Origin of the sequence: Collimonas sp. OK607 (assembly GCF_900111995.1) — a bacterium.
Taxonomy (GTDB): Bacteria; Pseudomonadota; Gammaproteobacteria; order Burkholderiales; family Burkholderiaceae_D; genus Collimonas.
In genome coordinates this window covers 32,661-46,197 of sequence record NZ_FOKF01000003.1, presented here as the reverse complement: position 1 = coordinate 46,197, position 13,537 = coordinate 32,661, and the positions used below count along the sequence as shown (strand labels likewise).

The 13,537-nt window shown below is 56.8% G+C and carries 11 protein-coding genes; 2 read left to right on the top strand and 9 right to left on the bottom strand.

Annotated elements, in window-relative coordinates; genetic code table 11:
• The first annotated feature begins 22 nt into the window (after nucleotides 1–22).
• Both BM029_RS03475 and BM029_RS03470 read left to right on the top strand, forming a co-directional pair.
• Nucleotides 23–1,159 (top strand): PilT/PilU family type 4a pilus ATPase, encoded by a 1,137-nt coding sequence (locus BM029_RS03475; RefSeq protein ID WP_092432677.1) that lies wholly within the window; start codon nucleotides 23–25, stop codon nucleotides 1,157–1,159.
• Entirely contained in the window at nucleotides 1,156–1,650 is a 495-nt protein-coding gene (locus BM029_RS03470; protein WP_092432675.1) for a glutathione peroxidase, read from the top strand. The genes BM029_RS03475 and BM029_RS03470 overlap by 4 nt, the downstream gene beginning before the upstream one ends.
• Before the next feature lie 39 nt (nucleotides 1,651–1,689).
• Here BM029_RS03470 and BM029_RS03465 read toward each other — a convergent pair whose 3' ends face one another.
• The 9 genes from BM029_RS03465 to BM029_RS03425 form a co-directional block, all read right to left on the bottom strand.
• Nucleotides 1,690–2,403 carry an MIP/aquaporin family protein gene (locus tag BM029_RS03465; protein ID WP_092432673.1) on the bottom strand — a complete coding sequence of 238 codons (714 nt, stop codon included), beginning with the start codon at nucleotides 2,401–2,403 and terminating at the stop codon, nucleotides 1,690–1,692.
• 98 nt (nucleotides 2,404–2,501) lie between these two features.
• Entirely contained in the window at nucleotides 2,502–3,998 is a 1,497-nt protein-coding gene (glpK, locus tag BM029_RS03460; RefSeq protein WP_092432671.1) for a glycerol kinase GlpK, read from the bottom strand.
• A 151-nt stretch (nucleotides 3,999–4,149) separates the two neighbouring features.
• On the bottom strand, nucleotides 4,150–5,679 hold the full coding sequence (gene glpD, locus BM029_RS03455) for a glycerol-3-phosphate dehydrogenase (RefSeq protein WP_244544884.1): 1,530 nt from the start codon (nucleotides 5,677–5,679) through the stop codon (nucleotides 4,150–4,152).
• A gap of 495 nt (nucleotides 5,680–6,174) precedes the next feature.
• Complete coding sequence (locus tag BM029_RS03450; protein ID WP_092432667.1) at nucleotides 6,175–6,969, bottom strand: DeoR/GlpR family DNA-binding transcription regulator; 795 nt, start codon at nucleotides 6,967–6,969, stop codon at nucleotides 6,175–6,177.
• A gap of 100 nt (nucleotides 6,970–7,069) precedes the next feature.
• A complete protein-coding gene (glcF, locus tag BM029_RS03445; protein WP_092432665.1) occupies nucleotides 7,070–8,317 on the bottom strand; it encodes a glycolate oxidase subunit GlcF in 1,248 nt (415 codons plus the stop codon).
• Between the two features lie 22 nt (nucleotides 8,318–8,339).
• Nucleotides 8,340–9,422, bottom strand: a complete 1,083-nt coding sequence (glcE, locus tag BM029_RS03440; RefSeq protein ID WP_092432940.1) for a glycolate oxidase subunit GlcE — start codon at nucleotides 9,420–9,422, stop codon at nucleotides 8,340–8,342.
• A gap of 19 nt (nucleotides 9,423–9,441) precedes the next feature.
• On the bottom strand, nucleotides 9,442–10,941 hold the full coding sequence (locus BM029_RS03435) for an FAD-linked oxidase C-terminal domain-containing protein (RefSeq protein ID WP_092432664.1): 1,500 nt from the start codon (nucleotides 10,939–10,941) through the stop codon (nucleotides 9,442–9,444).
• 164 nt (nucleotides 10,942–11,105) lie between these two features.
• Nucleotides 11,106–11,993, bottom strand: coding sequence for a LysR substrate-binding domain-containing protein (locus BM029_RS03430; protein WP_092432938.1), 888 nt, complete (start codon nucleotides 11,991–11,993; stop codon nucleotides 11,106–11,108).
• A 51-nt stretch (nucleotides 11,994–12,044) separates the two neighbouring features.
• Nucleotides 12,045–13,454: an FAD-binding oxidoreductase gene (locus BM029_RS03425; protein WP_092432663.1), complete on the bottom strand. Its 1,410-nt coding sequence runs from the start codon at nucleotides 13,452–13,454 to the stop codon at nucleotides 12,045–12,047.
• Nucleotides 13,455–13,537: the final 83 nt, after the last annotated feature.

The following is a 13,537-nucleotide window of genomic DNA, read 5'->3' as shown; positions in this document are numbered from 1 at the left end:
CAAATACATTAGGATAAGAATCATGGAAAGAGATCAAGCGACCAAATTCATGCACGACTTGCTGCGCCTGATGGTCAGCAAGCGTGGCTCCGATTTGTTCATTACTGCAGACTTCCCGCCCGCCTTCAAGATCGACGGCAAAATCACGCCGGTGTCGAACCAGGCGTTGACATCCATCCATACGCTGGAACTGGCGCGCGCCATCATGAGCGATAAGCAGGCGGCCGATTTCGAAGAAACCAAGGAATGCAATTTCGCCATCAGCCCGGCCGGACTGGGGCGGTTCCGCGCTTCGGCCTTTATCCAGCAAGGCCGGGTCGGCATGGTATTGCGGACCATCACCACCGATATTCCGAAATTCGAAGAGCTTGGCTTGCCGCCTACGTTAAAAGAAATCGCCATGACCAAACGCGGCCTGGTGATCATGGTCGGCGCTACCGGTTCCGGTAAATCGACCACGCTGGCGGCGATGGTCGGCTATCGTAATGAAAACAGCTACGGCCATATCATCACCATCGAAGATCCGGTCGAATACATCCACCCGCACAAGAATTGCATCGTCACCCAGCGTGAAGTCGGGGTCGATACAGATAGCTGGGGCGTGGCGTTGAAAAACACCCTGCGCCAGGCGCCCGACGTAATCCTGATCGGCGAAATCCGCGATCGTGAAACCATGGATTACGCGATCGCCTTTGCCGAAACCGGTCACCTGTGCCTGGCCACGCTGCATGCCAACAGCGCCAACCAGGCGCTGGACCGCATCATCAACTTCTTCCCGGAAGAACGCCGGCCGCAATTGCTGATGGATCTGTCGCTGAATCTGAAGGGCATCATCTCGCAACGGCTGATCCCGCTGAAAACCGTCAAGGGACGCTGTGTCGCAGTGGAAATCCTGTTGAACTCACCCTTGATTTCCGACCTGATTTTCAAGGGCGATGTCCATGAAATCAAGGAAATCATGAAGAAGTCGCGCGAGCTCGGCATGCAGACTTTCGACCAGGCGCTGTTCGATTTGTATGAAGAGGATAAAATCAGTTACGAAGACGCCCTGCGTAACGCCGATTCGGTTAACGATTTGCGACTTTCCATCAAGCTGCGCAGCAAGGACTCGAAAGACCGCGACCTGGCTGCCGGCACTGAACATCTGGGGATTGTATGAGTACCGACACCAGCATTTATGATTTCACCGTCAATCAACTAGACGGTGCGCCCAGCTCACTGGCAGCCTTCCGCGGCAAGGTGTTACTAATCGTCAACACTGCCAGCAATTGCGGTTTCACACCGCAGTACAAGGGACTGGAAGAGATTTACCAGAAGTACCATGACCAGGGTTTCGAAGTGCTGGGCTTTCCGTGCAATCAGTTCGGCGCCCAGGAACCGGGAACCGCTGACGAAATCGGCGCTTTCTGCGAGAAAAACTACGGCGTCACTTTTCCCTTGTTCGAGAAGATCGACGTCAACGGCGATCGCGCAGCACCGCTTTACCAATACCTGAAAAACGCAGCGCCGGGCTTGCTTGGCAGCGAAGGCATCAAATGGAATTTCACCAAATTCCTGGTGGGTAAGGACGGTGCCGTGGTCGACCGCTTTGCGCCACAGACCAAGCCGGAAGGCCTGGTTGCGGATATTGAGAAATTGCTGGCGAAGTAAACATATCGATGCCGCCGGCCGGCGGCATCGAAGACCTTATCAGTGCACCATTTGCAGGCCATACACCAGCGCTGCCAACACGCCGCCGGTTATAGAACCTATCACCGGTACCAATGCATAACCCCAGTCGCTATCGCGTTTACCCGGGATCGGCAGCAATGCATGCATCAAGCGTGGCCCCAGGTCGCGGGCCGGATTGATCGCATAGCCGGTGGTGCCGCCTAAAGAGACGCCGATACTCATCACCAGCAAGGCGACAGGCAAGGCATCCAATGCGCCCAGTCCCATCGTCGGCGATGCGATATTCAATACGCAATAGACCAGCACGAACGTACCGACCACTTCGGAAACTACATTGCCGAAGGTATTGCGAATCGCCGGAGCTGTGCAAAATGCGGCCAGTTTGAGATTACCGTCCGATGTCTCTGCGAAGTGATTGCGATACACCAGCCACACCAGGAAAGCACCCATCATCCCGCCCAACATCTGCGACAGGATGTAGCCAGGCACGCTGGCCCAGGCAAATTTACCGGCCACCGCCAGCGCCAGTGTTACCGCCGGATTAAGATGCGCGCCGCTGGATGAGGCGGCAACGAAAACGCCGACAAATACCGCCATCGCCCAGCCGACGGTAATCACAATCAGGCCGCTGCCGTTGCCATGGGTTTTACTCAAGAGAACGTTGGCAACCACACCGTTGCCAAGCAAGACAATCAGGGCGGTGCCCACGAATTCAGCTAAAAAGGGAGTCATGACAAACTCTTTCGGAAATAGGAAGGGAGAGGGGCGCAGATTCTGATCTGCGCTCCATTCTGTTTTTTTATCTAACAGTGTCTGCTACTGGCTGATGTTCAGGAATCTGCCCAGACCGTTGCCGCTGCAATCGCCCGCTGCCAGCCTTTGATGCTGGTCTGCACTTCTGCCGCCGGCAGCGCCGGCTTGAAGCGCTGGTCGAGCTGCCACTGGCCTTGCACGTCGTCCGTGCTGCTCCAGTAACCGACCGCCAGCCCAGCCAGATAGGCCGCGCCCAGTGCAGTGGTTTCCGTCACTTTCGGCCGCACCACATCGACGCCCAGGATGTCGGACTGGAATTGCATCAGCAGATTGTTGGCAGTAGCGCCACCGTCGACCCGCAGTTCCGGAATCACGATGCCGGCATCGGCTTCCATCGCCTTCAGCACATCCATGGTCTGGTAGGCGATGCTGTCGAGCGCGGCCCGCGCGTAGTGCGCAGATGTGGTGCCGCGGGTGATGCCAAAGATGGTGCCGCGCGCATGCGGATTCCAGTGCGGTGCGCCGAGGCCGGCAAAGGCTGGCACCAGGTACACGCCATCGCTACTCTTGACGCTACGCGCCAGGGCTTCGATTTCGGTGGAAGTCTTGATGATACCGAGACCATCGCGCAACCATTGCACCACGGCGCCGCCGATGAAGATACTGCCTTCCAGCGCGTAGTTAACCTCGTTGCCGATTTTCCAGGCAACCGTGGTCAGCAGATTGTTTTTAGAAATGATCGGCTTGGTGCCGGTATTCATCACCATGAAGCAACCGGTGCCGTAGGTATTCTTGACCATGCCGGGCTGGGTGCACATCTGGCCGAACAAGGCTGCCTGCTGGTCACCCGCAATCCCGGCCAGAGGAATTTCAGAACCGAAACCGGAAACTTCGGTATGACCGTAGACTTCACTGGAGGAACGTACTTCCGGTAGCATGCTGCGCGGTACGCCCATGATCTCGAGTAGTTCGTCATCCCACTCCATGGTGTGGATATTGAACAACATGGTGCGTGAAGCGTTCGATACATCGGTCAGATGCAATTTGCCGCGCGTCATGTTCCATACCAGCCAGGTATCGATGGTGCCGAATGCCAGGCGCCCTTGATCGGCCAGTTGTTGCGCGCCTTCGACGTTCTTCAGTATCCAGCGGATCTTGGTAGCGGAAAAATAGGAATCGACCAGCAAGCCGGTCTTGGCGCGGATGGTTTCTCCCAGGCCGTCGGCTTTCAGCTGATCGCAAAACGCGGCGGTGCGACGGTCTTGCCAGACGATGGCGTTATACACAGCCTTGCCGGTTTCACGATCCCAGACCACGGTAGTTTCACGTTGGTTGGTAATGCCGATGGCGGCAATCGACGTGCCGTTCAAACCGATGTTGGTCGAGGCCTCGGCCGCAACCCCGACCTGGGTCGACCAGATTTCCTGCGGGTCATGTTCAACCCAGCCCGGCTGTGGATAGATCTGGCGGAATTCTTTCTGTGCTGAAGAAACGATATTGCCTTGACGGTCGAACAGGATGGCGCGCGAGCTGGTAGTTCCTTGATCCAGGGCTAAAATATATTTGTCTTTCAACTTGTCTACTCCAAGGTTGGTGAATCCGCTTGCGCGGACCGGGGTGACTTTGGTCCGGAGACAATTCCGGGCCCGTCTTTTTTATCTTCCGATACAACATGCAAAAACTTCGCTACTGAACAACTGTATTAAAGTCCGATCCGGCAAAATTTCAGGCAAGCATGGCGGCCGGTGCCGGCATTTTCTGCTGCTCCAGCCAGTTGCTCAAACGATCGACAGCCGCTGCGTCAAACCGCAATCCCAGCTTGGAGCGCCGCCACAGAATATCGTCCGCAGTCAGCGCCCATTCGTTCTGCATCAGATAGCGCACTTCCGCTTCGTATAGATCCGCGCCGAACAATTCACCCAGTCCCGCTACGTCGTGAATGCCAGCCAGCAGGCGCGCGGCACGGGTGCCGTAGGTGCGCGCGTAACGCGCCGCCAGGGCGGTCGGCAGCCACGCGTGGCGCTGCTGGAAAATACGCCGGAACTCTGCAAAATCGGCATTGGCGATATCGCCACCGGGCAGCGCTTCGTCGGCCGTCCAGTGTTCTTTCATATAACCGAACAGCGGTTGCAAATGTTCCATGGCTTCTTCCGCCAGGCGCCGGTACGTAGTAATTTTTCCGCCGAATACCGACAGAACAGGCGCCTGCCCTTCTTCTGCTTTCAACTCCAGGCGATAGTCGCGCGTGACTGCGGACGGGTTGGCGATTTCTTCTTCCAGCAACGGCCGTACGCCGGCATAGGACCAGACCACCTGCGATGGCGTTACCGCCGTCTCGAAATAGCGGCTGACCGATTCACACAGGTAAGCAGTCTCTTCATCCGAAATTGCAACCTTGCCCGGATCGCCGCTGTACTCGACATCGGTGGTGCCGATCAGGGTGAAATCGGTTTCGTAAGGAATCGCAAAGACGATGCGCTTATCGGGATTCTGGAAAATGTACGCGTGATCGTGATCGAACAAGCGCCTGGTGACGATATGGCTGCCTTTGACTAAACGGATATGGTGCTGCGCTGAAGTATGCAAGGCGCCACTCAGCAGGCTGGCGACCCATGGCCCGGCAGCGTTGACGACACAGCGCGCCTTGATTTCCGTGGTCTCGCCAGTCAAGGTCGACTGCAAGGTGGCATCCCAGTATTGCTTGCCGCGTTTGGCTTCGATCAGGCGGGTTTTAGTCAGGATGGTGGCGCCACGTTCCCTGGCATCCATCGCGTTGAGAACCACCAGACGCGCATCCTGGACCGCTGCGTCGGAATAGACAAAACCTTTAGTCAACGTTTTTTTCAGCGGCGTGCCAGCGACATGCTTGCGGAAATCGATGACGCGGGAGCCGGCCAGCAATTCGCGCTTGGCCAGGTTATCGTATAAGAACATGCCGGCGCGTATCATCCAGGCCGGCCGCAAGTGCGATACATGCGGCATCACGAAACGCAACGGCGCAATGATATGCGGCGCCAGCCGAAGTAAGCGCTCACGCTCTTGCAATGCTTTGCGCACCAGGCTGAATTCGTAGTGTTCAAGATAGCGCAGGCCACCGTGGATCAATTTGGTACTGGCTGATGAGGTATGCGACGCCAGATCGTCCTGTTCGCAAAGCAACACGCTCAGGCCGCGTCCTGCAGCGTCGCGCGCAATCCCGGCGCCGTTAACGCCACCGCCCACCACCAATAAATCAACAATTTCACTTGATGCCACAGCTATCTCCTTGTGTCGGTAACACGCTTATCGGACAAATTCTATTGTTGCCAATTGGCAAAGTAGCATGCCTGCAATGTCACTGCACATCATAGAATATTTATATTCGAAAGTATATTGTTCGAATTCGAACATTGATAATCGTTTATATTTATCAAAAGAAATTTTTCGATAGCAATGGGCTTAATTACCTATAGGGAATTTCTATGTCGGCTCCGGCAAATAGAAATGTCGCTCTCTGAAAGTTTTTTTACGGTCTATGCGAAGAGCAGCCGGAACTAAGCGGGGTCAGAGTGAACTTTCGGTATGCCTTACCGCCGAAACTTCACTCTGACCCCGCTTAGTGGACCACGGAGCAGAAGCAGTAAAACGAAAAGAAACAAACCGACGATAAGTGAATCGCCTCTCTCCGTAGCCGTGATGTGGGGTCAGATAGTGCGGTACAGCGCACGAATAGCGCTGCGGGTGGGTACTTACAGTTGGACTACGTACGAGCTAAGCTGCTGCACCGCTCTCCGCGACAAACACATCGATTTTCGCTTCTTCGAAAATGCCGGCCATTTCTGCCGGCACCGGCCGGTCGGTAAACAGCGCATTGACCTTCGAAATATCGCCAAGCCGCACCAGCGCAGGCCGCCAGAATTTCGAATGATCGGCAACCAGGAATACCGTGCGCGAATGCTCGATGATCGCTTCTGAAACTCGCACTTCGCGATAATCGAAATCGCGCAGGGTGCCATCGGCTTCGATGCTGGAGATGCCGATGATGCCGAAATCGACCTTGAAGCGGCGGATGAAATCGATGGTTTCTTCGCCGGTAATTCCCAGGTCGCGGGCACGGACCACGCCGCCGGTGATGATCACCTCGCAGCCCGGATAGCCGCTCATTATCGCAGCCACGTTCAGGTTATTGGTGATGATCCGCAGATTACGGCGCCGGCTCAGGGCTTTGGCAACCTCTTCATTGGTGGTGCCGAGGTTGATGAAAAGCGTCGCCTGGTCTGGAATGTGTTCCACCACCAAGGCGGCGATGCGGCGCTTTTCTTCCGAATACAACCCCTGCCGCGCGCCGTAGGCGATGTTCTCGGCGCTGGAAGGCAGCCCGACGCCGCCGTGATAGCGCTGCAGCAGGTTCATCTCCGCCAGAAAATTAATGTCGCGCCGGATCGTCTGCTGCGTGATCTGGAAGCGTGTGGCCAGATGCTCTACCGTGACGAAACCGTCACGTTGCACATAACTCAACAACTCCTGCTGACGTGCATTTAGCTTTAGCGTTGAAATCTCTGGCATGAACCCTGTCCCGTGCGATTTTTATAAAAGACTTTTATTATGAATCATCTTTGGGCTGACATCCCATTTCGTCATTACGCCATCACGTCGCACAAACTATTCAGGACAAAGCCTGGTCGAGCAACTCTATCCAATGTTTGACCGGCGTCTGCGTACCCGATTGCAAATGCGTCAGGCACCCGATATTGGCAGAGACGATCATGTCCGGATGGCTGGCCTGCAATTTTTCCAGCTTGTTATCGCGCAAGCGATAAGACAGTTCCGGCTGCAATACCGAATAAGTACCTGCCGAACCACAGCACAAATGACTGTCGGCGCATAATTGCACATCGACGCCGACGCCCCGCAGCAGGCCTTCCACCTTGCCGCGGATTTGCTGGCCGTGCTGCAAGGTGCAGGGTGGATGATAAACCACGCGTTCAGGAAATTTTCCGCGCAGTTTTTGCTGTAGTTCAATTTCAAACTCTGGCAGGATTTCGCTCAAATCCTTGGTCAAGGCTGAAACGGCTTTTGCCTTTACTGCATATAGCGGGTCCGCAGCCAGCAAATGACAGTATTCTTTTACGGTCACGCCGCAGCCGGAGGCGGTCATGACGATCGCTTCGACGCCTTCTCCGTTGCTGCCGATCACGTACGGCCACCATGCATCGATATTGCGCCGCATATCGTCCAGGCCGCCAGCCTGATCGTTAAGGTGATAACGAATCGCGCCGCAGCAACCAGCCTTGGGCGCCACCAGCAATTGCACCTCGAGCGCATCGAAAACGCGCGCGGCAGCGCTATTGATATTGGGCGACATCGCAGGCTGTACGCAACCATCCAGCAATAACATCTTGCGAGCATGCTGACGCAGGGTTTGTTTTTTTTGAAGCACACCCGCCTCCTGCTTTTCCGGAATCTTGTTTTGCAATTTACGCGGCAGCAAAGGTCGCAGTAATTGTCCCGCCGCCATGGCCGGCTTGAACAGCCACGGGCGCGGCAAAAATTCTTTCAGCAGCTTGCGCGTCAATTGCTGCGCGACCGGTCGCGGCACCTGATCTTCCACCACCTTACGCCCGATATCGAGCAGGCGGCCGTATTCGACACCGGATGGACAAGTCGATTCACAATTGCGGCAAGTCAGGCAGCGATCCAGATGAGACTGCGTCTTGGCGGTTGCCGGCGCGCCTTCCAGTACCTGCTTGATCAGATAGATGCGCCCGCGCGGACCATCCAGTTCGTCGCCCAGCAATTGATAAGTGGGGCAAGTGGCCGTGCAAAATCCGCAATGCACGCAGGCGCGCAAAATCGCATCGGCCTCCTTGCCGGCGCGTGTATTCTTGATGAAATCGGCTAGATTGGTTTGCATGGCTTGCTTCGTTAATGATTGGTTAGAAGTCCGGATACATGCGGCCGATATTGAAGATCGCCGAAGGATCGAAGCTGGCTTTCAAACGCCGATGAATTTGTGCCACCGCAGGTGCCAGCGGATGGAACACGCCGGCACTCTTGTCAGTAGCACCGCCGGTACGATACAAGGTCGCGTGGCCGCCAGCGCCGGCAACCGCTTCGCGGATTTGCGCCGCATCGACATCCGTGATTAGCCAGCGTTGCGCCCCACCCCATTCGATCAAAGTCTCGCCGGGTAATGTCAGCGATGCAGTCGTCGATGGCAGCGACAGTCGCCACAAAGACTTCTGAGAAGTTGCCGCGGCAAAAAAGCAATGTGTCTGCTCACGGATTGCGTGCCAAAAATTATCGGCGTCGGCAACCGCTTCACCACCAAGATTTTTTTCTGCTGCACTCACCGCCGCCTGCGCACCGGACAGGCGCAGCGTCAGCATACCGTCCTGCCAGCAACTGGCGGAAATCGGCAGGGGCAAACCGCCCCATTGATTCAGGCTGCGGATCGCCTCGGCTTCGGTCATGGCAAAACGACGGCTGCTGCTGGCGACAGGGAGCGGCAAGACCTTCAATGAAACTTCGAGAATCAGGCCCAGCGTGCCGAGCGAACCGGCCAGCAAACGCGACACATCGTATCCCGCAACGTTCTTCATGACCTGGCCGCCAAAATGCAAGACATCGCCCTTGCCATCCATCAGCACCGCACCCAGCACAAAGTCGCGTAAGGCGCCAACCGCTTGCCGCGACGGCCCGGACAAGCCGCTGGCGACCGTGCCGCCAAGCGTAGCAGCACCGCCAAAATGCGGCGGCTCAAATGCCAGCATTTGATTGTGCTGCGCAAGCAGCGCCTCGACCTCAGCCAGCGGCGTGCCGCAACGCGCTGTAATTACCAGTTCGGTCGGCTCGTAATCGATGACACCGCTGTAGGCGCGCGTATCGAGCAACTCACCTTGTACTTGCTGGCCATACCAGCTCTTGCTGCCACCGCCGCGAATTTCCAGTGGCCGATGCTCTGCGCCTGCAGCGAGAATTTGCGCCCTGGCCTGCTGTTTGAATAACTCTGCGTCCATGTTTTCTTTTGTCTTTTGATTAAAAGCGCGGCAGATCTGCAAACTTCAACTGCCCGCGCTGAACGTGCATCTTGCCGTACTCGGCACAGCGTTGCAAAGTCGGAATCGCCTTATCCGGATTCAACAGGAATGCGGTATCGAAAGCGCGCTTGACGTTGAAGAACGCCTCGCGCTCCAGCGGTGAAAACTGCACGCACATCGAATTGATTTTTTCGATACCGACACCGTGCTCGCCGGTGATCGTGCCGCCGACAGCAACGCATAGTTCTAGAATCTCGGCGCCGAATTCTTCCGCACGATGAAATTCGCCCGCTACATTGGCATCGAACAAAATCAAAGGATGCAGATTGCCGTCGCCGGCATGGAATACGTTGGCGCAACGCAGGCCGTATTTTTTTTCCATCTGCTCGATCCCGAGCAATACCTGCGCCAGGTTCTTGCGTGGAATGGTGCCGTCCATGCAGTAGTAATCAGGAGAAATGCGGCCGGCGGCGGGGAAGGCATTCTTGCGGCCTGACCAGAAACGCAGGCGCTCCGCTTCCGAGGTAGATACTTCGATACGGGTGGCGCCGCTGGCATTCAGTACGTCACTCATTCGGCCGATTTCTTCTTCCACTTCTTCGATGGTGCCGTCCGATTCGCAGAGCAGGATGGCGGCGGCATCGATATCGTAACCAGCCTTGACGAAAGGTTCCACCATGCGCGAGCTGGTGCGGTCCATCATCTCCAGGCCGGCCGGAATGATGCCGGCGGCAATCACATTGGCCACCGCGTTACCGCTCTTCACGACGTCGTCGAATGACGCCATGATCACGCGCGCCGCTTGCGGCTTGGGAATCAGCTTGACCGTCACCTCGGTGACCACGCCCAGCATGCCTTCCGAGCCGACAAAGACCGCAAGCAAATCGAGACCCGGCGCATCCAGCGCACCGTTGCCGAGTTCCACCACTTCGCCGTCGATGGTAACCATCCGCACCCGCAGCACGTTGTGCACGGTCAGGCCGTATTTCAGGCAGTGCACGCCGCCGGAGTTCTCCGCCACATTGCCGCCGATGGTGCAAGCGATCTGCGATGACGGATCCGGTGCGTAGTACAAGTCGTGCGCAGCTGCCGCTTCCGAAATGGCCAGGTTGCGCACGCCCGGCTGCACCACGGCAGTCCGCGCATAGGGGTCGAGCTTAACGATGCGGGTAAATTTAGCGGTGGACAAGACCACGCCGTCAGCGATCGGCATGGCGCCGCCGGACAAGCCGGTACCGGCGCCGCGTGGCACGATAGGCACCTTGAGATCGCGGCAAGCCTTGAGGATAGCGACCACCTGCACCTCGTTCTCCGGCAGCGCGACCACCATCGGCGTCTGCCGATAGGCTGCCAGGCCGTCGCATTCGTAGGGCCGGGTATCTTCAATGTTGGATAACAGCGCATGTTCCGGCAGTAGTGCCCGTAATGCACTGACGACCTGCTGTTGACGAGCCGGGCTAAAGGCAGATTCAGCGGCGGCTGAGGCGAGCAGAGTCATGCTATTTTCCTAATTTTTCTATTAGTTGATTGGCTATCTGACTGAACGATTTCTGTTGTCGAGTATAACGATAATGTGTTTTTTACAGGATGATTTCCTGCTGAAAAGCTTGCACCGGGCAGATGAAATGTTTTCAGTTGCCAGACGCCGCCCCGCAATCCCGCTCAAATGCGGCTGAAAGTCTCTTTCATCCATTCGATAAAGGTTGTCACTTCAGGCCTCTCCTGCGGCTTTTGCTGGTAGACCAGATAATAAGCATGTGGCGGCGAGGTCAGGCTGATGTCGAACAATTGCACCACTTCTCCTTGCACAATCATCTGTTGGGCAAAATGCTTGCGGGTCAGGCCGACGCCATGGCCATGGCGCACCAGTTCCAGCAACAAACCCAGATCATCGGCGCGCAAACCGACGGAAGGCTCGGGCCAGTCCAGGCCGGCTTCCTGGAACCACGGCTGCCAGGGTTCAAGCGCGGAGCGCAACAAGCTGGCCTTGCGCAAATCGGCGGGTTTGTCGAGCGGGCCGATCTTCTTCAGATACGCTGGGCTGGCGACGGCAAAGGTCGGTTCTTCGAAGAGTTTCTCGGTAGTGGTGTTGGGGTACTTGCCGGCGCCGAAACGTACTTCGAGATCGCTCTCGGTCAAGCTCAGGTCATACAGCGGCACCGACAAGAATATCTCGACCACGATCTCCGGGTGCCGGCTGGCAAACCCGTGCAAATGCGGAATCAGCAAATGGCGTGCAAACGTCGGCGGCGCGGTGATCTTGACTCTTGGCTGCGCCTGAGCGTTACGTTGCGGCAGCGGAAATTCAGTCAGGGTGCGCAAGGCGCTGCGCACCACATCCAGATAACGGTGACCGAATTCCGACAAGGCGACAGTACGTCCTTCGCGCGAAAACAGACGCTCGCCGACGAAATCTTCCAGCAAGCGTATGCGGTGCGATAGCGCAGACGGCGTAATGCATAACTCATCCGCCGCCAGTGCGAATGAATGATGGCGTGCGGCGGCTTCAAATGCTGACAAGGCATGCACCGGCGGCAGCCGGTTGACCAAGGGAGTTTTATTCGACATGGCTGGCGGGTAAATTCAGAAAATGCAGCGGGCTCACCAACGGATTATCTTTCCCGGATTCATGATGTTCCTGGGATCGAAAGCATGCTTCAACGCGCGCATGGTGGCTATCGCTTCGACGCCATGCTCTTCAATCAGGAAATCGATCTTGTGCAATCCGACGCCATGTTCGCCGGTGCAGGTACCGTCCATGCCGATAGCACGGCTAACCATGCGCGCGTTGACACCTTCGGCGCGCGCGATGTCGGCGGCATCGTCAGGATCGACTAGCATCTGCACATGGAAATTGCCATCGCCGACGTGGCCGATAATCGAATACACCATACCGTTCGCTTCGCAATCGGCCTTGGTTTCGAGGATGCATTCCGCCAGGCGCGAGATCGGCACACAGCAATCGGTTGAAATCGCACGGCTGCCGGGACGCAATTGCAGCAAGGCGAAATAGGCGTTGTGGCGCGCGGTCCATAAGCGCGAACGGTCCTCCGGCCGCGTCGCCCATTCGAAACCGGTAGCGTGATGGTCGGCCACTACCGCCTGCACGATCTCTGCCTGTTCCTTGACGCCGTTCTCGCTGCCATGGAATTCAAACAGCAGCAGCGGTTGTTCCGGCAATGCCAGTTTCGAATGTGCATTGATGGCTTTGACGCCGTTTTCATCCAGCAGTTCTACCCGTGCCACCGGCACCCCGAGTTGTATCGTCTGGATCACGGCATTGACCGCATCGGCAATATTTTGAAACGAACATACCGCAGCCGAAATGGCTTCCGGTTGCGGATAGAGCTTGACGGTTACTTCGGTGATCACACCGAGCGTGCCTTCGCTGCCGACAAAAATGCGCGTCAGGTCGTAACCTGCCGCCGATTTCTTGGCGCGTGTGCCGGTCTTGATGATCCGGCCATCGGCAGTTACCACGGTCAGCGCCAGCGTGTTCTCGCGCATACTGCCGTAGCGCACAGCGTTGGTGCCGGAAGCACGGGTTGCCGCCATGCCGCCGATCGACGCATCGGCGCCGGGATCGATGGGGAAGAACAGGCCACTGTCCTTGATTTCGTGATTCAACTGCTTGCGGGTGACGCCGGTTTGCACCGTCGCAGTCAAGTCTTCGGCATGGATCGCCAGCAACCGGTTCATGCGCGACAGATCAATCGAAATCCCGCCCTGCAACGCCAGCACATGGCCCTCCAGCGAGGTGCCGCTGCCGAACGGGATTACCGGGATCTGGTATTCGCTGCATAGCTTGACCAGCGCCGCAACTTCTTCGGTCGATTCGACAAATACGACGGCGTCCGGCAGCATCGGGTCATACGAAGATGCATCGCGGCCATGATGCTCGCGCATCGCCACGGTGGTCGAAAAACGTTCGCCAAACAGCGCGCTGAGGGCGGCAAGCAAAGCATCCGGCAGCGGCTTTTTCAACGCCGCGAGGTCGGTTATGTGATTCATTGGAAGGTCTCCTTTTCCCATGAATTTTACTCCGCGGGACTGGTGTCTGCTGGTGTAAAGTACAAGCACTTCCATTCCACGCT

Coding starts and splice junctions, on each gene's coding strand:
- BM029_RS03475 (WP_092432677.1), top strand. CDS start 23: ATGGAAAGAGATCAAGCGACCAAATTCATGCACGACTTGCTGCGCCTG.
- BM029_RS03470 (WP_092432675.1), top strand. CDS start 1,156: ATGAGTACCGACACCAGCATTTATGATTTCACCGTCAATCAACTAGAC.
- BM029_RS03465 (WP_092432673.1), bottom strand. CDS start 2,403: ATGACTCCCTTTTTAGCTGAATTCGTGGGCACCGCCCTGATTGTCTTG.
- BM029_RS03450 (WP_092432667.1), bottom strand. CDS start 6,969: ATGCCAGAGATTTCAACGCTAAAGCTAAATGCACGTCAGCAGGAGTTG.
- glcF (WP_092432665.1), bottom strand. CDS start 8,317: ATGCAAACCAATCTAGCCGATTTCATCAAGAATACACGCGCCGGCAAG.
- glcE (WP_092432940.1), bottom strand. CDS start 9,422: ATGGACGCAGAGTTATTCAAACAGCAGGCCAGGGCGCAAATTCTCGCT.
- BM029_RS03435 (WP_092432664.1), bottom strand. CDS start 10,941: ATGACTCTGCTCGCCTCAGCCGCCGCTGAATCTGCCTTTAGCCCGGCT.
- BM029_RS03425 (WP_092432663.1), bottom strand. CDS start 13,454: ATGAATCACATAACCGACCTCGCGGCGTTGAAAAAGCCGCTGCCGGAT.